The organism is Micromonospora sp. DT228 (genome assembly GCF_049841595.1).
In the GTDB taxonomy this organism is placed as follows: Bacteria; Actinomycetota; Actinomycetes; order Mycobacteriales; family Micromonosporaceae; genus Micromonospora.
The window spans coordinates 78,654-97,648 of the sequence record NZ_JBNCKO010000019.1 but is presented as its reverse complement, the minus strand read 5'-3'; the positions used below and the strand labels follow the sequence as shown (position 1 = coordinate 97,648).

Genomic DNA, 18,995 nt, shown 5'->3' with positions numbered 1-18,995 from the left:
GGTTGTGTACCACCTGTCACGGCCCGGTAACCCCGTGCGCCCAACGGTGCCACCACCCGTCGGATCTGGGAGAAGACGCCTTGACGAACCTCGACATCGCCCTCAAGAGCGCGATGGGCATCGACGGTGCGATCGGTGCCGCGCTCGTCGACCACAGCAGCGGCATGACGCTCGGTGTGGCCGGCGGCACCGGCGAGATCGACCTGACGGTGGCCGCGGCCGGTAACACCGATGTGGTCCGGGCCAAGCTGCGCACCATCGAGATGCTCAAACTCAACGACGAGATCGAGGACATCCTCATCACGCTCGGCACGCAGTACCACCTGATCCGGCCGTTGACCGGTCGGGCGGGCAAGGGTCTCTTCCTCTACCTGATGCTGAGCAAGAGCCGGGCCAACCTGGCGATGGCCCGTCACCAGCTGCGGGTGATCGAGGAGACTCTGGAGCTGTGAGTGGCGCTGACGGGCTACCCCGCCGTACCCGGAGGGGGGCCGACACCCTGGAGCCGCCACGCCCGTTGCCGCCCTCGCTGGCCGGGAACCCGGCGCTGCCGTATCCGGCGATCGGGCAGGAGCTAGCGGAGCTGCGGGTGCAGATCCCCGGGGTGGACGGGTGCGTGCTCGGCGGCGTGGACGGCCTGCTCATCACCCACAACATCCAGACCGACGCCGACCCGCACGACCTCGCCGCGCTTGCCGCCACGTCGTACGGGCTGGGTCGACAGATCGGGTTCCGGCTCGGCCAGGGCGACTTCCAGCAGTCCACGATTCGCAACGCAGGCGGTTACCTGAGCGTGTACGCGGTCAGCGGGCATGCTCTGCTCGCCGTGGTCGGGCAGGACAGCATCAACGTGGCCCGGCTGCACCTGCGGGCACCGGTGACCACCGAGCGCCTGGCCGACCTGCTGGACGGGGTCACGCCGACCACCCCCTGACGGTCGGTGTCGGCGCGCGCGGGCGATGGCCAGCCGATCGTGCGGGGGTCCGGGCGGCCAGGCTAGCCTCGTGGGGCTATGGATCTCTCGCACGCGGCGCTGCTGCTCGCCGCCGGTCTCGCCGCTGGCACGGTCAACGCGGTGGCCGGTGGTGGTTCGCTCATCACTTTCCCGGCGTTGATCGCGATCGGGTTGCCCCCGGTTCCGGCGAACGTCAGTAACTCCATCGCGGTGTTTCCCGGTTACCTGGCCAGCGTGGCGGGCAGCCGGACGGACCTGCCGCGCCCCCGCGCGCTTGCCACATTGGTGCCCACCACGATTGCCGGCACGATCGTCGGGGCGCTGCTGTTGCTGGCCACCCCGGCCCGCGCGTTCGAGCTGGTCGTACCCTTTCTGGTCCTCGGCGCGACAGCGGTCCTGGCGTTCCAGGACCCGCTGCGCCGGCTGGTCGGTCACCCCCGCGACCTGTCGCCACGCCGACGGACGGTCACGGTGCAGACGATGGTCGCGCTCGGCGCGGTGTACGGCGGTTACTTCGGCGCGGCACTCGGGGTGATGCTTGTCGCCGGGCTGGCCCTGGTGCTGGACGCGACGCTGGCGCGGGTGAGCGCGATCAAGAATCTGCTCTCCGCGTTGGTGGGGTTGACCACGCTCGTGGTTTTCGCCCTGTTCGGCCCGGTGAACTGGGCGGCGGTCGCGGTGGTCGCGCCGGCCACCCTTCTTGGGGGGTACGTGGGCGCCCGGCTCGTCCGCCGGCTGCCGCCGGTGGTGCTCAAGACGCTGATCGTGGTGTTCGGTACGACGATCGGCCTCTACCTGCTCTGGCGTGCCCTGAACTGACCGGCGGCAAAGCCAAGATCAGTACGCCTCGCCCACCGGCTCCTCGGCCGCGTGTTCGGCGTCGGCGGCGGCGCGGTTCCAGCGGGACCAGAGCACCCGTTCGCCGTAGCCGGCCGCCATCAGGTGCGCGAACGCCAGGTAGACGAGCACGCCGACGGCGAGGACCCCGAAGCCGACCCAGAACGGCAACGACAGCGAGTGTTCGGCGAGCTTGCCGGAGATGATCGGCGCGGGCGCGGCGGCACCCCAGCGGACCAGGTTGAACGCGCCGGTGGCGACCCGCCGGTCGCTGGAACCCAGGCCGAGCGCCAGATCGGTGAGGTTGGCGTTGGCCAGGCCCATGCAGAGTCCAGCGAGCACCAGCACCACGAGCGCCTCGGCGGTGCTGCCGGAGGTGGCGAAGAGGACCATGCAGACCAGCAGCCCGGCGATGGCCACGCCGACGGTCTGCACGGCGCCGATCCGGTGGGCCAGCCGGTGGCCGATCACCATGATGCCGGCGGCCAGGCCCAGCCCCCAGCCGGTGAAGGCGAGCCCCAGCGGGATGACGTCCAGGCCGAGGAAGAGCGGCGTGTAGCCGAGCACCACGAAGAACACGAAGTTGTACGCGGCGGTCACCGCACAGAGGGCGATGAACGCCGGCCGGCGGTAGGTGGCGAAGATCTGGCCGACGCGTACCGGGGCCTGCCGGTTGGTGGGCTCGCGGAGTTTGCGGGAGGCCACGCCGAGGGCGAGGACCATGAAGACGCCGCAGACGAAGAACGGCAGCCGCCAGCTGACCTCGCCGAGCAGGCCGCCGATCAGTGGGCCGACGGCGAAGCCGAGGCCCAGGGCGGTTTCGAAGAGGCCGACCACCCATTCCCGGTCGACGGCCAGGTTGACGAGCACCACCATGGCGGTGGCGAAGAACATCGCGTTGCCCAGCCCCCAGACACCGCGCAGCACGGAGAGCTGCACGATGTTGTCGCTGAACGAGGCGAGGATCGCGGCGAGGCCGACCACGGAGACGCCGGTGACGAGCACCGGTTTGAAGCCGAACCGGCCGCTGGCCAGCGTCGCCGGGATCATGCCAAGAGCCATGACCGCGATGTACGCGGTGAACAGCAACTCGACCTGCCAGGCGCTGACTCCGATCGCCTCGCCGATGGCCGGCAGGATCGGGTCGACGACGGCGATGCCGGCGATGGCGAGGAAGGCCACAAGCGTGGTGGCGTAGATGGCACTGCGGTTCGGTTCGGTACGCCGATCCACTCCGACTCCTCAACTAGCTGTATCGTACAGGTACTTATCCTGTATCATACAGCCATGAGTGACGACGACGAGAGCACCCTCGGCCAGATCGAGACCGAGGTGGCCCTGCTGATGCGCTTCGGCGAGGCCACCCGGCGGGCCACCGGCACCGCCGAGCACCGGGTGCTGGACCGCGCGGCGTACGTCATCCTGCGTCACCTGGCCGACGCCGGCCCGCAGAACGTCTCCGCGCTCGCCGCCCGACTCAACCTGGACGGCTCGACGGTGACCCGGCAGGTCTCCGCCCTGCAACGCGACGGCCTGATCACGCGGACCCCCGACCCGTGCGACGGCCGGGGCACGGTCATCTCCCCCACCGCCGCCGGCCTGCAACGGATGGCCGCCGTGCAGGCCGCCCGCACTCGGCTCTACGGCGACATGCTGGCCGACTGGACGACCGAGGACCGCTCCACCCTCGCAGTCCTCCTAGGCCGCCTCAACCAGGCCCTGATAGACCGCAACCGCCCCTGACCCCGAGCCCTGACCCCCACCCCACCCCACCCCACCCCGAATTAGCCGATCTTGCACTTTCTGTCGGTACCTATGCCACAAATCCTGACTTTTCTACGACACAAAGTGCAAGATCGGCGCGGGAGGGCGGGAGCGCGGGAGCGCGGGAGGGCGGGAGCGCGGGAGGGCGGGAGCGCGGGAGGGCGGGAGCGCGGGAGGGCGGGAGCGCGGGAGGGCGGGAGGGCGGGAGGGCGGGAGCGCGGGAGGGCGGGAGCGCGGGAGCGCGGGAGGGCGGGAGCGCGGGAGCGCGGGAGCGCGGGAGCGCGGGAGGGGGCGGGAGCGCGGGAGCGCGGGAGCGCGGGAGCGCGGGAGGGGGCGGGAGGGCGGGTCGGCGCCGACGCCCGGGCGCCGACTCGCGTCGGCGCCCGGGCTTACGTACCTGGGATCAGGCGACCGGCTCGCGGGCCGAGTCGGCGTCGCGGTCGGTGCCCGGGGTGACCCGCGGGTCGCCCTCGTCGGCGAAGTAGTCGTCGGGTGTGGTGCCGTCGACTCCTTCCTCGACCTTCGCGGCCCGCAGCGCCAGCGTCACGAGTGCCGCGACGGCCAGGTTGACCAGGACCGCCACGATGCCGACGTAGATCGTCTTGGTGGTGTCGAACCCGAACTCGGACAGCGGGAACGCCGAGCCGCCGAAGTGCTTCCGGGTCGGGCTGGCGACCTGGTAGAGCATCCACATGCCCAACCCCATGCCGACCGCCCAGCCGACGATCAGGCCGGTGCGGTGGAACCAACGGGTGTAGAGACCGAGCGCCACCGCCGGCAGCGTCTGCAGGATGATCACGCCGCCGATGAGCTGGAGGTCGATGGAGAACTGCGGGTCGAGGAAGACGATGCAGCCCACCGCGCCGACCTTCACCACCAGCGAGGTGACCTTCGAGACGTTGGCCTCCTGGGCCGGGGAGGCGTCCCGCTTCAGGTACTCCTTGTAGATGTTGCGGGTGAACAGGTTCGCCGCCGCGATCGACATGATCGCCGCGGGTACCAGCGCGCCGATGCCGATGGCCGCGTACGCCACACCGGCGAACCAGGCCGGGAACTGCTGGTCGAACAGCAGCGGCACGATGGTGTTGTTGTCCACACTGCCGGCCGAAGCGCCGGGCAGCGGCTTCACCCCCGCCGCGATGGCCATGTAACCGAGCAGCGCGATCAGCCCGAGCAGAAGGCTGTACGCGGGCAGCGCCGACATGTTCCGCTTGATCACGTCACGGTTCCGGCTGGCCAGCACACCGGTGATGCTGTGCGGGTAGAGGAAGAGCGCCAACGCCGAACCGAGCGCCAGCGTCACGTACTGAAGCTGGTTGTTGCCGTTGAGCAGGACGCCGTCGTTCGGGTTGGGTGAGGCGTCGAACTTCGCGTCGGCGGCGGCGAAGATGTCCCCCCAGCCGCCCAGCTTGTACGGCAGGTAGATGACCGCCACCAAAATGACGATGTAGATCAGGCTGTCCTTGACGAACGCGATCAGCGCCGGCGCGCGCAGCCCCGACTGGTAGGTGTACGCGGCCAGGATCGCGAACGCGATGATGATCGGCAGGTGCCGGGCCACCGCGTTGTCGCCGGTGACCCCCATCGTCTTGAGCACGGCCTCGATGCCGATCAGCTGCAACGCGATGTACGGCATGGTGGCCACGATGCCGGTGATGGCGATCAGCAGGGCCAGCACCGGCGAGTCGAACCGGTTGCGGACGAAGTCGGCAGGGGTGACGAACCCGTGCCGGTGCGACACCGACCAGAGGCGCACCAGCACCAGGAAGACCAGCGGGTAGATGACGATGGTGTACGGCACGGCGAAGAACCCGGCCGCTCCGGCGCCGAACATCAGTGCCGGCACCGCCACGAAGGTGTACGCGGTGTAGAGGTCACCGCCGACCAGGAACCAGGTGATCCAGCCGCCGAAGCTGCGCCCGCCCAACCCCCACTCGTCCAGGTGCGCCATGTCCTTCGGCGCCCGCCACCGGGCGGCCACGAAGCCCATCACGCTCACCAGCAGGAAGAGGAGCGAGAAGACGATGATCTCGGTGAGATGGTCCCGCCACATCAGGAGCCTCCCCGCTTCTTCGTCATCTGGTACACAAGCGTCGTGGTGGAGACGCCGAGCAGGATGTACGCCAGTTGCAGCCAGTAGAAGCGTGGGAAGCCGAAGACCCGGGGCGAGTCGCCGTTGAAGAAGACCGGGATCAGCGGCACCACGATCGGGATGAACAGCAACCAGTTCCAGGGGCTGTGGTCCTTCGCCCGGGTTGGCGCCGTGGTGGGCGCCTCCGGTTCCGGTGTAGCCATCTGACAGACCTCCGGGGAGTCGAGGCTCTCGATGTAACTGCCGGAGGCTATGACTTTGTGACGGCGGTCACCGGACCCGCACGGAGGGTGCTGCGCCGAACGGCCGAACGGCTGCGCCGAACGGCGCGACCGGCCGGCTGGCCAGATCAGGTTGGGGTGTGCCGGCTCAGAGGGCGGCGAGGTGGGCGGTGTCGTTGACCGTGCGGACGGCGACGCCGCCGTCCGGCCACATGTCGAGCAGCGAAATGCCGGCCGCGTCCAGAAAGAGCCGATGCAGGAAGCCGTCGCCGGCCGCGAGGGCGTCGCGCAGCACCAGCTTGATCGGCGAGACGTGCGAGACGACCACCACGGTCTCCCCGGGGTACGCGGTGAGCAGCCCGGAGATGACGCGGTGGGCGCGTTCGGCGACGTGGGTGAACGACTCCCCGCCCGGCGGGGCGATCCGGGGTGAGGCGAGCCAGGCGTCCATCTCCCCCGGCCACTGCTGGCGCACCTCGGCGAAGGTCCGCCCCTCCCACTGGCCGAAGTCGCACTCGATCAGGTCGTCCTCGGTACGCACCGGCACGTCGCCGTCGAGCGCCTCGGCGATCGCCGCCGCGGTGGCCGTACACCGGGAGAGCGGTGAGCTGAGCACGGCCGCGGCGGACGGGGCCAGCGCGGCCACCCGGGCGCCGGTGGCCAGGGCCTGGGCCCGGCCCTTCGCGGACAGTGGCACGTCGCCGCGGCCGGAGTAGCGCCGCTGCTCGGTGTACTCGGTCTTGCCGTGCCGGACCAGGATCAGCCGGGTGGCGGTGAAGGTCGGGCGCGGCTCCCAGGAGGCCGGCGCGGTCGCCGGGTCGCTGCCCGTCGTGGGCGTCGCCGGAGGTTGGCCCGTCGTCGGGGTCCGCGCCGGTCGACCGGCGGCGGCGTCCATGGCGGCGTTGGCGAGCGCGTCGGCGTGCCGGTTCTGCTCGCGGGGGATCCAGGCGAACCGCACCGCGGTGAACCGGCCCACCAACCCGGCGGCCTCGGCCGCGAGGGGGCGCAGGCCGGGGTGCTTGATCTGCCACCGGCCGCACATCTGCTCGACCACCAGCTTGGAGTCCATCCGGACGTCCACCTCGGCGGCGCCCAGCTCGGCGGCGGCGGTCAGGCCGGCGATCAACCCCTGGTACTCGGCGACGTTGTTCGTCGCCGTGCCGAGCGACTCGGAGCGCTCGGTGAGCACCTCGCCGGTTTCCGCGTCACGCACCACCGCGCCGTAGCCGGCGGGGCCGGGATTGCCCCGGGACCCGCCGTCGGCCTCGACGCTCACCACCCGCGGCGCCACGACCTACAGACCCGACTCGTTGGTGCGGACCATGATCCGCCGGCAGTCCTCGCAGCGGACCACGTCGTCCGGGGCGGCCTTGCGGATCCGGGCCAGGTCGGCACCGGACAGGTCCAGGCGGCAGCCGCCGCAGCGGCCCGCGGTGAGCAGCGCGGCGCCCAACCCGGTGTCGGCCCGGATCTTGTCGTAGAGGGTGACCAGGTCGGCCGGGAGGTCGGCGGCGAGCGGCTGACGGGCTCCCCGCTTGAACTCCTCCTCCTTGGTGATCTCGGCCAGCGCGTCGTCGCGGCGCTGCTCGGTCGCGGCGCGCTTGTCCCGGGTGTCGGCCAGCCGCTGCTCCACGCCGTCCAGGACGCCCTGCGCGGTCTCGCGCTGCTCCATCAGCTCCAGCTCGGCATCCTCCAGGTCGCCCTGGCGCCGGTTCAGCGAGACCAGCTCGTGCTGGAGCGCCTCCAGCTCCCGGGCCGGGCCGGTGCCGGCGGCGAGCCGGTTCTCGTCCTTCTCCTTGCGGGCGCGGACCTGCTCGACGTCCTTTTCCAGCCGGGCGATGTCCCGGTCCAGGTCGTCGACCGCCACCTGTGCGCGGACCCGCTCATCCTCCAACGACGACAACTCCCGGGCCAGCGACTCCAGCTCGGCCCGCTCCGCTAGCGTTCGCCTGCGGTGCGCGAGCTGGGCGAGATTGGTGTCGATCGCCTGGAGGTCGAGCAGGCGGCGCTGCACCTGAGGGTCAGCCTTCACGGTCGGGCTCCTTGTCGTCCACAGCGGGTGCGGCGGCGTGCACGGTCCACGGGTCGGTGTCCAGGTCGGACACCAGCGTCTCGACGCCCAGCGCCTCCCGCAGGAGGGCGGCCAGGTCGTCCAGCCACGGTCGTTCGGTCGCCCAGTGGGCGGCGTCGATCAGGGCGGGACCATCGGCGGCGAGGTGCTCGCCGGCCGGGTGGTGCCGCAGGTCGGCGGTGAGGAACGCGTCCACCCCGGCGGCGGTCGCGGCGCCGAGGAAGCTGTCCCCCGACCCGCCGCTGACGGCGAGGGTACGAACCATACGCCCGGGATCCCCCGCGGCGCGAACTCCCCAGGACGTGACGGGGAGCACGGCGGCCGCGTGCCGGGTCAGCTCGGCGAGAGTCATCGGCCGGGGCAGCTCCCCGATCCGGCCGAAGCCCCGGTCGTCGCCGTGGGCGGGCGAGCCGGGCGCGGATCGCTGAAGCGGGCGCAGCCCGGTCAGCCCGAATCGGGCGGCGAGGGCGTCGGAGACGCCCGGGGCGGCCACGTCGGCGTTCGTGTGCGCCGCGTAGAGCGCCACCCCGGCCCGGATGAGCTGGTGGATGATCCGGCCCTTGAAGGTCGTCGGCGCCACCGACGAGACCCCGCGCAGCAGCAGCGGGTGATGCGCGACGATCATGTCCACGTCGGCGGCAAGCGCTTCGGCGACCGTCTCGGGCACCACGTCGACCACGCAGAGCACCCGGCGGACCGGGGCGGCCGGCTCGCCGAGCACCAGGCCCACCCGGTCCCATTCCTCGGCCCAGGCCGGTGGATAGCGCCGTTCCAGCTCGGCCACCACGTCGGTCACCGTGGGGGCGGATCTGCTAGTGCTCACGGCGGGCCAGCTTACCGGCGCGGAGGCGGTCCAGCGGTGACACCCGGCCCGGCCGCGTCGCGGGCGGGCTGCGCGGGTGAGCGCGCTAGACAGCGCTCACGGCGACGGCGTGCAGGGCTTTGAGCGGCATCGCCCACGGGAAGGCGTGCAGGTGCTGCTCCCCCGTGCCGGGTGGATGCAGGGTGATCACGTGGTCACCGAAGAGCACGGTGACGCCCCACTCGGCCAGCCGGGCCACCCCGGCACGGAACGCGGGGTGGACGGCCATCGCGGCGTTCGTGAACGGCACCGCGACGATGGGGACGCCCTTGCCCTGCGCCTCGACCAGCAGCCCAAGCGCCAGGGTGTCGGTGATCCCGGCCGCCCACTTGTTGACCGTGTTGACGGTGGCCGGGCAGACGATCATGGCGTCGGCGGGCGGCAGGACGTCCGGGTCCCCGGGATTCTTGTAGTGCGTCCGCACCGGGTGGCCGGTCTGCCGGGCCAGCGCGGCCTGGTCGACGAACTTCGCCCCGTCGGGCGTCGTGATCACGCAGACGTCCCAACCATCCTGCTGGGCAAGGTCGACCAGACGGCCGACGTGCCGGGCCAGCGGCGAACCGCAGGCGATGACGTAGAGCACCTGACGGTGCCCGCGGTGACGTGGTGAACCGGCCATCACACCGGCTCCGCGCTCATACCCCTACTCCCATGTGCTCAGCCAACTCCGCTACCGGAGAAGGCGGCGCACCACGTGTGCGACGAAGGATGTCCGACATCACCTCGTGGGCGATCGGGCGGCAGCGGACCTCCGACGGGGCGAGCCGGTCACCGAGCAACAGCATCTCGCCGGCGTTCGCCACGTCGCCCAGTTGGGCGTACCCGCGGGCGATGTCGAGCAGGTGATGGGCGCGGCGTTCGGGCAGCAGCGCGTTGAAGTCGGGCTCCGAGATGCGTAGTTGGTGCACCTCCACGGCCCGACCCCCGTCGCCCAGCTCCACCGCGGCGGCGGCCCGGTGCAGCTCGACGTTTGTCGGGCCGAACGACGTCCAGTAGTGGTTGTGGTCGCCGCCGAGCAGCGTGGCGGCCTCCTGCGCGCAGTTGATCAGGTCGTCGACGCTTGCCGTGTCACCGATGCGCGACGCGGCCATCGCACCCTGGAGCAGGAGCATCCCGTAGACGGAGAGGCGGGCCGGGGTGACCTCGTTGCTCCCGCCCGGGGCCAGCCGGTTGGCGATCTGGACGTTCAGCTCCAGCGCGGGGCGGGCCCGGCCCATCGCGACGAGCGCGTTGCAGACCCGGGTGGTGGCGATGCCGGCCAGCAGAGGGTCGTCGGCCCGCTGGGCCACCGCCATCGACCGGTCGGCGGCCAACCAGGCGAGGTCGCACTCGCCGAGCTTGCGCAGCACCGAGGAGGCGATCTGGTAGACCTGCCCGAGCAGGTGGGCCGCCTCGGGGGCCCGGTCACCGCCGTAGGCGGCGTCGGCGGCCTGAGCGTCGCGCAGCAGCTTGGGCAGCGCCCGGATGAGCATGCCGTAGCGGCCGTACTGGTAGGTCAGCCAGGCGTGATTGACGGCCTTGCGCAGGTCCTCCAGCGGCGGCGGACACGGCACCGCGTCGAAGTACGCGCTCATCGAGTCGTAGCGTTCCAGTGCCGCCCGGATCTCCTGCACCTCGACCTGGTCGATGCAGTTCAGCGCGTCGGTGCGGCGCTCTGGGTCCTTGCCCAGGAGGAGTTGCACGTCGACCTGGAGGATGTCGGCGATCTCGTAGAGGACGGAGAACTTGTCCAGTCGGCGGACGCCGCGTTCGACCTTGTCCACCCAACTCTTTGACTTTCCCAGCCGGTCGGCGAAGACCTGCTGCGACATCTTGCGGCGCCCCCGCCAGTAAGCCACTCGCCGTCCTATGGGTAGCTCGTCCATCTGCCCATCCTCCCCTGCCGCCGCCGACCGATCGAGCCGGGGCGATGTCCGCGGGTGCGGTGACTGTGGTTCATTTTCAGGTTTTCGCTGGTCGCACACGATGTACGTCAGCCATACAGCCAGTCCTCGTACTTTTCGTGCAAGTTGCACGAGCCGTTCGTCAACCTCAACGATCGTGGGTTACGGCAGTGACGGTGCTCGACATGAGACCTGGCGAACGCCGGGCCCGACGAGGGGAGATGGCACACATGTGGGGGAACGTCGGACCGCGCGTCGCCGAACTGTCGCCGCTGGAACGAGTCCGGCTGCGCCGGGTCGCCATGCGCTACGCCACACACGGGTGGGAGGTCACGCCGGGGGCCTGCCTGGCCCGCAGTCGCTTCGTCTGCGGCCGGGCCGGCTGTCCCACGGTGGGTTGTCACCCCGCCCTGGAGAACTGGGAGTTGGCCGCCAGCGCCGACCCGGCCCGGGTGGCCACCTGGTGGCGCAACCGTCCACACGGGGTGCTGCTGCCCACCGGCCGGGCCTTCGACGTGTTGGAGGTGCCCGCCCACCTGGGCCGGCACGTGCTCGACGCGGTGCGGATCCACCCGGCCGGCACCGGCGTACGCGGGCCGGTGCTGGTCACCCCCACCGGGCGGTGGATGTTCCTGGTCCGCCCCGGCGACCCGCTCCGGCCGGAGTTGGAACACTGTTTCCACGTGGTCCGGCACGGGCCGGGCTCGTGGGTGCCCGCGCCGCCCACCAGGCTGCCGGAGGGCACGGTCCGCTGGGCGGTCGCCCCCGAGCAGGCCCGCTGGCAACTTCCGGATTCGTACCTCGTGCAGAACACGTTGATCGGAGCGTTGCGCGCCGCCGGGGTGACCCTCGCCCCGGACCTGCTCCCCGGTCACCTGCCACTGCCCCGACGAGGCAGATGAGACGGGCCCGGCCGACGATTCGATCAGGTGCCCGACAGCGTCGCCGGGGCGCCGGTCCTCGTTGACAGGGAGACGGCGCGAACGCGCGCCACGAACGGGGGAACGATGTCCACGAACGACAGGGCGCCTCATCCCGACGGCACCGAACCGCCGCGCCGCAGCCACCCACGCCACAGGTGGGCCGGCACCCGACCGTCCGGCTCGCGCCCCGGCCGCCCACGCCCCACCGGCTCCCGCCCGGCCGGCACCCACCGCCCGGTCCGCTAAGGCCCCGGCCGAGCCGGCCCAGCCGGCCCAGCCGCCCGACCTCGGCGATCTTGCACTTTCTGCCCCGGCAATCTCCGCAAAACAGAACGAATGACAGACAGAAACTGCAAGATCGCGGGGGCGAGGGGCGAGGGGCGGCGCGGGGTAACGGGGTTAGTCGGTCAACGGGAGGCCCGCGGAGTGGTACTGGCGGGCGTCGTCGGTCACCACCGCGTGGGTGTGGCCGTCGAGGCCGTTCAGCCAGCCGAGACCGGTGGCCCCCATGGCGAGGGCCGCGGTGGCGTACGCGTCGGCCACCCCGAGGTCCGTGCCGACAACCGTCACCGAGCGCAACCCACTGGCCGGGGCGCCCCGGCGCGGGTCGAGCACGTGCCGGCCGCGCTCGTAGACGCCGGACGTGGCCACCGCCAGGTCGGTGCCGGCGAGCACCAGGCAGGTCGCCATGGCGTCCCACGGGTGTCGGATGCCGATCCGCCACGGTTCTCCGGTCGGGGACAATCCGCGCACCCGCAGGTCACCACCGGCGTTCACGCAGTGGTTCGGGGCGCCGGCGGCGAGCAGGCGATCGGAGGCGACCTGGGCGGCCCAGCCCTTGACGAAGCCGGACGGGTCGAGCCGCCCGGTGGCGTACGCGTCGAAGAACCCGTCGGTGGCGCCCCACAGGTCGGCGCAGGTCTCCAGCACGAACCGCAGCTCCGCGGACGCCGCGGAGAGCAGCACCTCACCCCGGTCGAAGCGGCACACCTCGCTGTCCGGCTGGTACGTGCTGAACCGGGCGTCCACCTCGCGCATCCAGGCGAAGACGTCGTCGGCCAACTCGTGCAGGGCCGCCGGCGGCAGGTCGTCGGCCAGATCCAGGGTGATCGCCGTACCCATGATCTGCTCGACCCGGCACAGCCCGGGTCGGATCATCGCGGCCGGCACGTCAGAACGCCTCCTCGATCGCGCCCCGCAACGACTGCTTGTAGGAGTTGCTGGTCTCGGTGGCGCCGGACACGGTGTTGACGTTGGCGCTCTGCTTCTGCACCACCTCGCCGCCGGTGCCGTCGTACCTGTCGCTGACGTCGTCGCTGTGGATGTCGGACTCGCCGCCGCTGGGCAGCGACAGCGAGACGGCCTCGACGATCCGGTTGCCGGAGACGACGATCTGCACCTGCACGAAGCCGTACTCGTTGTCCACGCCCGGCCCGGTCACCCGCCGGGTGGTCGGCTGCGGCGCCTTTGTGGTGGTCCGCGGCGCGGAAGGAGCCTTCGTGGTGGGGCGGGCGGTGCCGGGCGGCCGGGCGGTGCTCTTGCTGGGTTTGGGCGACGACGGCGCGCTGGGCGCCACCGACGGCTTCGGCGCGCCGGCCACCGGTGCGGCGGCCGGGTCGACGCCCGGGTCGACATCCTGCGGGGTGGGGTTTACCGGCTGGGCGGTCGGCAGGTTCTGGGCGACCTGGGTGGCGGCCGGCGAGCCTTTGAACACCACGAGCGCGGTGGTGCTGGCGGCCAGGCCGGTGATCGCGAGCAGCGCGCGACGCATGGGGATGCCTTCCTACAACTCGAACGTGGCCAGGTGGATCTGCCGTCGGGGCACGCCGGCGCGGCGCAGCGCGCGCACCGACTGCTCCACCAGGCCGGGTGGCCCACACAGGTAGACGTCGCGCCGGGCCACGTCGGGCACCAGTTGCCGTAACCCGTCCGGGCTCATCAGCTGGCGGGGGCCGGGGTCGTCGCGGGAGCCGATGACGTACCAGACCGAGGTGTCGCGCTCCTGCGCCAGCCAGTCCAGCTCACGGCTGAGCAGCACGTCGGCGGGCGTACGGGCCCGGTAGATCAGGGCCGCGCCCGGCGGCAGCTCCTCCAGCATCGCCCGGATCGGCGTGATGCCGCTGCCGCCCGCGATCAGCAGGGCCCGCTCGCGGACCCGGTGCGCGGCCGTGAAGGTGCCCGAGGGGCCCTCCGCCCAGACCCGGGTGCCCGGGGTCAGGTCGCGCAGGTCCGCGGTGTGCGCGCCGACGACCTTGACGGTGAGCCGCAACCAGCGACCGTTCGCGGCGGCGGAGACGGAGAACGGGTGCGACTGCCACCAGCAGCCCCGGGTGAGGAAGCGCCAGCGGAAGTACTGGCCGCCGAGCATCGTCAGCCGGCCGAGCCGCTCGCCGGTGAGATAGATGGAGATGGTGTCGGGGTTCTCGGCGACCACGTCGGCGACCCGCAGCCGGTAGCGCAGGTTGAACGCCAACGGCGCGAGTACCCGACCCCAGAGCAGGGCGGCGACGACCAGCACGTAGAGCGCGATCCAGCCGGTGCGGACCGGACCGGGCTTGTACAGCTGCGCGCCGTGGGTGAACTGGTGGCCGAAGCCGAGCAGCAGGATCACGTAGGTGGACAGGTGCAGCAGGTGCCACAGCTCGTAGGGCAGCGCCCGGCGGATCGCCCGGATGCTGCTGAGCCCGACAAGCATCATGATGCCGGTGGCGACGAACGCCGAGACCATGTCCTCGTAGTCGCCGAGCAGCGTGCCGACCTCGGCGAGGATCGACTGGTTCCGCAGGTCCGCGTAGCCGACGAGGATCAGCGACAGGTGCGCCAGCACGGCGACCAGCAGGGTCGCGCCGACGTCGCGGTGCCAGCGGGCGATCTGCTCGCCGCCGATCCACCGCTCCAGCACCGGCAGCCGGCTCATCATCAGCACCTGCACCAGCAGCAGGTAACCGGAGATCAGACCGGCGATCCGGCCGGCCGCGGTGATGGTGGCCGCGGTGCTGCGCAGCGAACCGGCGGGGGTGCCCAGCCACCACGGCAGCACGCTGGCGAGCAGGCCGACCAGGAGCAGCAGGGCCAGCAGTCGCCGGCCGCCGGGTCCGCGCCGGTCCGGGACCTGCGGGGGTACGGGCGCAGCCGACCGGCCGCCGTGCCGGGACGAGGTCCCGGTACGACGGCCGGCGGCGTGGGTGTGCGGGTACGTCACGCGTACAGCTTCATCGGGGCGTACTTCTGGCGGGGGAAGACCTTCTCGACCTCCGCGTTGGTGAGCCCGAACCGGCCCTGGGCCACCGCGCCGTACACGTTGAACATGTTGTTGTTCTCCGGCACGTCACCGGAGTCCAGCTTGTCCAGGCCGTTCCAGGTGCCGAGCAGCGAACCGGCCAGCTTCTTGCCGGAGAGGATCGTGACCACCCCACCGTGCCCGTGGTCGGTGCCGCCGGTGTTGGAGCCGACCCGGCGACCGAACTCGCTGGACACCATGATCGTCACGTCGGCGGACTGCGGGCCGAGGTCGGTGAAGAAGGCCGCCATCGCGCTGGCCAGCTCGTTCAACCGGCGGTGCAGTTGGCCGCCCGGGGCGGTGCCCTGGTTCTCGTGGGTGTCGTAACCGCCCATTCCGACGGTGGCGACCCGGACGTTCGCGCCGCCCTTGATGAGCTGAGCGAGCTGCTTGAAGGCGTTGCCGACGCCCTCGTACTTGACGCCCTCGACGGGCTCGTACGGCTTGGCGGCCAACTGCTGGGCGGTGGCCAGCGCGCCCATGCCCTCCTGCACGGCCTCCTCCACCGGGTGGTTGATCCCGGTGAAGAGCCCCTTGATGGCCGCCTCGGTGGCGGCCCGGTACTTCTGGTCGCCGTTGAGCCGCAGCGACCCCACGTTGTTCAGCGACAGCGCGCCGTTGGTGCCCACAAGCGAGCGGGGCAGCGTGCTGCCGATGCCGACGCTGCGGAACGCGGTGCCCTTGCCCAGGTGGTCGACGAGACCGTCGAGCCAGCCCCGGCCGCCGGTCTCGTTGGGCAGGCCACCCAGGTTGCAGGCGTCCGCGGCCTGGAAGTGGCTGCGCGACAGCCGCGGGTCCGAGGTGCCCGGTACGAAGCCCAGTTGACCGGCCGTGAGCCACTTCTCCAACGGCTTGAACGCGCTGGTCAGCTTGAAGCCGCGGTCCAGGGCCAGCGAGTCGTTGCCGAGCAGCAGGTCGGGGCGGGCCTTGGCGAGCACGGCGTCGTTGTCCGGCGCGACGAGGCTCAGCCCGTCCAGGCCGCCGTAGAGGAAGACGTGGATCAGGGTGCCGGTCGGGGTCGCCGCGAACGACGCCGACGTGGTGACGAACTGGGCGGTGGCCAGGGCGGTGGCGGTGGCCGCGGCACCCACGACGAAGGTCCGGCGGGTGACGCCACGACCGTCCTGCTGCGCCTCCTCCAGGTTCTCCAGGGTGCGGTAGCGGTCCCGCTCGGCGGCGCTCTCGGCGGCGACGATGTCGGCCTCCGCGCGCAGCAACGCCTCGGCCGGGTTGTCGGCCAGCCGTCGCACGTCGGGGCATTCGGGGTGCAGGGGGAAAGAGTTGTACACAGTCTTCTCCATCGGGTGCCTCACCGGAGGTGGTGCTGGGGGGAAGCGAGGATCGCCCGCGCGACGGCGGTGATGGCCCCGTTGAACGTGGCGTCGACCTTGGCAGTCGCCGGCACACCGGCCACACCGAGGATCAAATTCTTCTCCCGCGCGCTCAGCTTCTGACCCACCAGCCGCTGGGAGAGCGCGTCCACGTACGCCCCGGCGGTGGCCGGCGGCGCGGCGATGAGCTTTTCCGGGGCCGTGTACGTGAAGGCGGTGCGGTAGCCGGCGATGACCTCGCCCGCCTCGTTCCAGCCGTTGACCATGGTGCCGGCCGACGTCCAGGCGACGTAGACATCCGGGTAGCCGTCCGGGGTGGGCTGACCCATCGGATAGTGGCCCAGCTCGCGCAGCTTGTCGTGGATCTGCCGCAGACCCCGGGCGTACGGGGTGCGCTTGTTGTCGCCGTTGTTGTGCTTCGGCGAGGCGTCCGGCGCGACACCCAGGGTGCGGTACGTGGCGACCAGGTACTCCATCGGCCGGCGCACCTTCTGGCCCACGCCGGCCCAGAACTCGGAGGAGCTGAACAGCGCTATCAGCACCGGCTTGATCAGGCCGTTGTTCGTCGTGTACGTCTTGGCCAGCCGGTCCACCAGGGACTTCGGCGGGGTGTCCGAGACGAACCGGGTCGCCAGGCTCTGCGCGACGTACTTCGCCGTCGACGGGTGCAGCGCGATGTAGGCGATGTACGCGTCGATCGCCGCGTCGGCCTTCTTCGCGTCGGCGGAGTCGTTGGCGTGGGTGAAGCCGAGGATCTTCACCTTGCCGACGTAGTGCTGCTCGGGCTTGAAGACGTACTTGCCGTCCCTGTCGATCCCGCGGCCGGTCTGCAGCATCGCCGCCTGCCGGACGTCCTGCTCCCCGTAACCACCGTCGACGCCGACCGAGTAGAGCTCGAGGTTCTCCCGGGCGAGGTTCTCGTTGATCGCGTCCTTGCGGGAGTCCTTCTGGTTCAGGTAGATCAGCAGCGCGGGGTGCTTGTTCGCGGCGACAAGCATCTCCGGGTAGCTGCTCAGCGCGTACTTGCGCACGACGTCCTGGTCGAACGAGTTGCGGTAGGGCTCGCCGCCGTCGAAGTCGGCGGCGACGTGCAGGAAGTCGTTCCAGAAGTCGACCATCACCTCGAACAGCTGGCGCTTGGACCAGATCTGCCGGGCGATCGTGGCGTCGACCATTTCGCGCTCCGGCTGGGCGCCCTGGTCGTTGAGCTGGTCCCGCTGGGCGCGCAACTGCTGGGGGTCGAGCTTCAGGGTGGGCAGCTCGGCGAGCTTCATCTCGGCTTTGCTCGGCTCGAGCTTGTCCGGCTCCAACTGGGCGCGGATCCAGGCGTCGATGCCCTGGCTCTTGATGTCGGCGATCACCGCGGGCGTCGGCCCGAAGGTGGCGCGCCGGGCCAGGTGCAGGATCGGGTCCTTGGCCAGCACCGTCTTGACTGTCACCTTCGTCGCCGAAGCGGCGGCGGCGGGACCGGACAGGGTCCGTCCGGTGGTCGGCGCGTTCTTCTTCAGCGCCTCGCCGGCCCGGGAGCCCATGTAGCTCTCGTTCTGCTCGGTGTACGTACGCACCGTGCTGGGCTGCTGGCCGCTGGGCCGCGCCGCGGTGCCGTCGGTCACCGTGCTGCCGGTCGCGTCGCCGGCAGCCGCCGCCGTCTCGTCGGCGAAGAGGCCACGGATCTGCGGGGTCATGGCGAGCGCCGCGCCACCGGCGACGACGGCGGCGGTGCCACCGAGGGCGACCATGGCCTTGCGCCGGCCGACCTTGCCACCCGAGTTGTCGTCATCGTCCAGGGCGGGCAGTCCGGCACCGGCCGGTCGCGCCGGCGCCGGCCGACCGAGACCCTCCGGGCCGACCCACTGTGGGCCGCGCGGGCCGGGGGCGGGCTGTCCGGCGTGGGCGTAACCGTCGCCGTACTGCCCGCGCGGGTCGGCCTGCGCGGGGTAGCCGCCCTGGTAGGGGTGGGGCGAGTCGTACCCGTAGGGCGCGGACGCGCTGGGGTCGCCGTAGCCGTCCGCGGTGTGGTGCTGGCGTCCGTCCCAACCGCGGTCGTCCCGCGGTCGACGTGGTGGCACATTCTGGTCGGCCATGTACCAATCCCGATTTCTGATGAGCGCCGGAAGCTGCGACCGGGCAGGTGCGGCAGGTGCGGCGACTGTTGCCTGAGGGGGTTGCTACGGCAAGGTAACCAAGCGCTCAGGTGCCTTCAAGGTGGGCCGGACACCCTTGCGAGGGCACTTAAGACAGCGCTCAGTGCGATACCGCGGGCGGGCGTCGGGCTGCGGGCGCGCGCGGACCTTCCCAGCAGGGCGTACGCGCGGCAGCCGGGCACAGACCGGACCGCGCCGCCACACGCGGCACGTTCCACTCCGTTCACCACCACAGGCAAACTTAAGGTTTGGGTAAGCCGGACATGAGGTGACCTCACGTGGCGGAAAAGTAGCAGCAGCGGGCGAGCGTGAGCCGCCGCAGCAGCGGGTATGCCGCCGAACCGCTGAACGCGTGAGGGGAAGGCAGCGCCATGCTCAGCAAAGAGGATCAGCGCAGGTTCGACCAGATCACCCGTCAGCTCCGGGAGAGTGACCCGGCCTTCTTCGCCCGGTTGGACCACCGGGCTCGGGCCCGCAGGGGCCGTTACCTGATGTTGTTGACGATCGTGCTGTGGGCGTCGCTGCCGGCGATAGCCGTGTTCGCCGGTCGGTTGACCGGCGCGATCTGCGCGGTGGTGCTGGTGGCCAACGCCGCGATCATGTGGCGGTTCCGCCGCCGGTGGACGTGACGG

At 71.4% G+C, this 18,995-nt stretch carries 19 protein-coding genes; 6 read left to right on the top strand and 13 right to left on the bottom strand.

The window, feature by feature from the left end; genetic code table 11:
• The first annotated feature begins 80 nt into the window (after positions 1-80).
• From ACLQ29_RS29540 to ACLQ29_RS29530, 3 genes are all read left to right on the top strand, one after another.
• A complete protein-coding gene (locus ACLQ29_RS29540) occupies positions 81-452 on the top strand; it encodes a hypothetical protein (RefSeq protein ID WP_425774681.1) in 372 nt (123 codons plus the stop codon).
• Positions 449-934, top strand: a complete 486-nt coding sequence (locus ACLQ29_RS29535; protein ID WP_425774680.1) for a roadblock/LC7 domain-containing protein — start codon at positions 449-451, stop codon at positions 932-934. The genes ACLQ29_RS29540 and ACLQ29_RS29535 overlap by 4 nt, the downstream gene beginning before the upstream one ends.
• Before the next feature lie 78 nt (positions 935-1,012).
• Complete coding sequence (locus ACLQ29_RS29530; RefSeq protein ID WP_425774679.1) at positions 1,013-1,774, top strand: sulfite exporter TauE/SafE family protein; 762 nt, start codon at positions 1,013-1,015, stop codon at positions 1,772-1,774.
• Between the two features lie 18 nt (positions 1,775-1,792).
• On the opposite strand, the gene ACLQ29_RS29525 is transcribed toward ACLQ29_RS29530, so the two are convergent.
• Positions 1,793-3,025, bottom strand: coding sequence for an MFS transporter (locus ACLQ29_RS29525; protein ID WP_425774678.1), 1,233 nt, complete (start codon positions 3,023-3,025; stop codon positions 1,793-1,795).
• Between the two features lie 54 nt (positions 3,026-3,079).
• Here ACLQ29_RS29525 and ACLQ29_RS29520 point away from each other — a divergent pair, with 54 nt between their 5' ends.
• Positions 3,080-3,535 (top strand): MarR family winged helix-turn-helix transcriptional regulator, encoded by a 456-nt coding sequence (locus tag ACLQ29_RS29520; protein ID WP_425774677.1) that lies wholly within the window; start codon positions 3,080-3,082, stop codon positions 3,533-3,535.
• A gap of 424 nt (positions 3,536-3,959) precedes the next feature.
• On the opposite strand, the gene mctP is transcribed toward ACLQ29_RS29520, so the two are convergent.
• The 7 genes from mctP to ACLQ29_RS29485 all read right to left on the bottom strand — a co-directional run bounded on the left by mctP (position 3,960) and on the right by ACLQ29_RS29485 (position 10,667).
• On the bottom strand, positions 3,960-5,609 hold the full coding sequence (gene mctP, locus ACLQ29_RS29515; protein ID WP_425774676.1) for a monocarboxylate uptake permease MctP: 1,650 nt from the start codon (positions 5,607-5,609) through the stop codon (positions 3,960-3,962).
• A complete protein-coding gene (locus ACLQ29_RS29510) occupies positions 5,609-5,851 on the bottom strand; it encodes a DUF3311 domain-containing protein (protein ID WP_425774675.1) in 243 nt (80 codons plus the stop codon). Before ACLQ29_RS29510 ends, mctP begins: the two co-directional genes overlap by 1 nt.
• 166 nt (positions 5,852-6,017) lie before the next feature.
• Positions 6,018-7,160 carry a bifunctional RNase H/acid phosphatase gene (locus ACLQ29_RS29505; protein ID WP_425774674.1) on the bottom strand — a complete coding sequence of 381 codons (1,143 nt, stop codon included), beginning with the start codon at positions 7,158-7,160 and terminating at the stop codon, positions 6,018-6,020.
• A gap of 3 nt (positions 7,161-7,163) precedes the next feature.
• On the bottom strand, positions 7,164-7,901 hold the full coding sequence (locus tag ACLQ29_RS29500) for a zinc ribbon domain-containing protein (protein WP_393363920.1): 738 nt from the start codon (positions 7,899-7,901) through the stop codon (positions 7,164-7,166).
• On the bottom strand, positions 7,891-8,727 hold the full coding sequence (locus ACLQ29_RS29495; protein WP_425774736.1) for a Nif3-like dinuclear metal center hexameric protein: 837 nt from the start codon (positions 8,725-8,727) through the stop codon (positions 7,891-7,893). Before ACLQ29_RS29495 ends, ACLQ29_RS29500 begins: the two co-directional genes overlap by 11 nt.
• Before the next feature lie 121 nt (positions 8,728-8,848).
• Positions 8,849-9,421 carry a flavoprotein gene (locus ACLQ29_RS29490; protein ID WP_425774673.1) on the bottom strand — a complete coding sequence of 191 codons (573 nt, stop codon included), beginning with the start codon at positions 9,419-9,421 and terminating at the stop codon, positions 8,849-8,851.
• A gap of 16 nt (positions 9,422-9,437) precedes the next feature.
• Entirely contained in the window at positions 9,438-10,667 is a 1,230-nt protein-coding gene (locus ACLQ29_RS29485; RefSeq protein ID WP_393363926.1) for a helix-turn-helix domain-containing protein, read from the bottom strand.
• A gap of 248 nt (positions 10,668-10,915) precedes the next feature.
• On the opposite strand from ACLQ29_RS29485, the gene ACLQ29_RS29480 reads away from it, so the two are divergent.
• Positions 10,916-11,587 carry a bifunctional DNA primase/polymerase gene (locus ACLQ29_RS29480; protein ID WP_393363929.1) on the top strand — a complete coding sequence of 224 codons (672 nt, stop codon included), beginning with the start codon at positions 10,916-10,918 and terminating at the stop codon, positions 11,585-11,587.
• A gap of 420 nt (positions 11,588-12,007) precedes the next feature.
• Here the strand turns inward: ACLQ29_RS29480 and ACLQ29_RS29475 are convergent, their stop codons facing one another.
• Genes ACLQ29_RS29475 through ACLQ29_RS29455 form a run of 5 tightly spaced genes read right to left on the bottom strand, consistent with a single transcriptional unit; the run spans position 12,008 to position 18,303 of the window.
• A complete protein-coding gene (locus ACLQ29_RS29475) occupies positions 12,008-12,730 on the bottom strand; it encodes an FAD:protein FMN transferase (protein WP_425774735.1) in 723 nt (240 codons plus the stop codon).
• Positions 12,731-12,779: 49 nt separating this feature from the next.
• The gene (locus ACLQ29_RS29470; protein ID WP_425774672.1) at positions 12,780-13,379 is read right to left on the bottom strand and encodes an FMN-binding protein; all 600 of its coding nucleotides are present in this window, start codon (positions 13,377-13,379) and stop codon (positions 12,780-12,782) included.
• A 12-nt stretch (positions 13,380-13,391) separates the two neighbouring features.
• Positions 13,392-14,810, bottom strand: a complete 1,419-nt coding sequence (locus ACLQ29_RS29465) for a ferredoxin reductase family protein (RefSeq protein WP_425774671.1) — start codon at positions 14,808-14,810, stop codon at positions 13,392-13,394.
• On the bottom strand, positions 14,807-16,189 hold the full coding sequence (locus ACLQ29_RS29460) for a DUF1501 domain-containing protein (RefSeq protein WP_425774670.1): 1,383 nt from the start codon (positions 16,187-16,189) through the stop codon (positions 14,807-14,809). The genes ACLQ29_RS29465 and ACLQ29_RS29460 overlap by 4 nt, the downstream gene beginning before the upstream one ends.
• An 8-nt stretch (positions 16,190-16,197) precedes the next feature.
• On the bottom strand, positions 16,198-18,303 hold the full coding sequence (locus tag ACLQ29_RS29455) for a DUF1800 domain-containing protein (RefSeq protein WP_425774669.1): 2,106 nt from the start codon (positions 18,301-18,303) through the stop codon (positions 16,198-16,200).
• A gap of 431 nt (positions 18,304-18,734) precedes the next feature.
• On the opposite strand from ACLQ29_RS29455, the gene ACLQ29_RS29450 reads away from it, so the two are divergent.
• Entirely contained in the window at positions 18,735-18,992 is a 258-nt protein-coding gene (locus ACLQ29_RS29450) for a DUF3040 domain-containing protein (protein WP_355028062.1), read from the top strand.
• Positions 18,993-18,995: the final 3 nt, after the last annotated feature.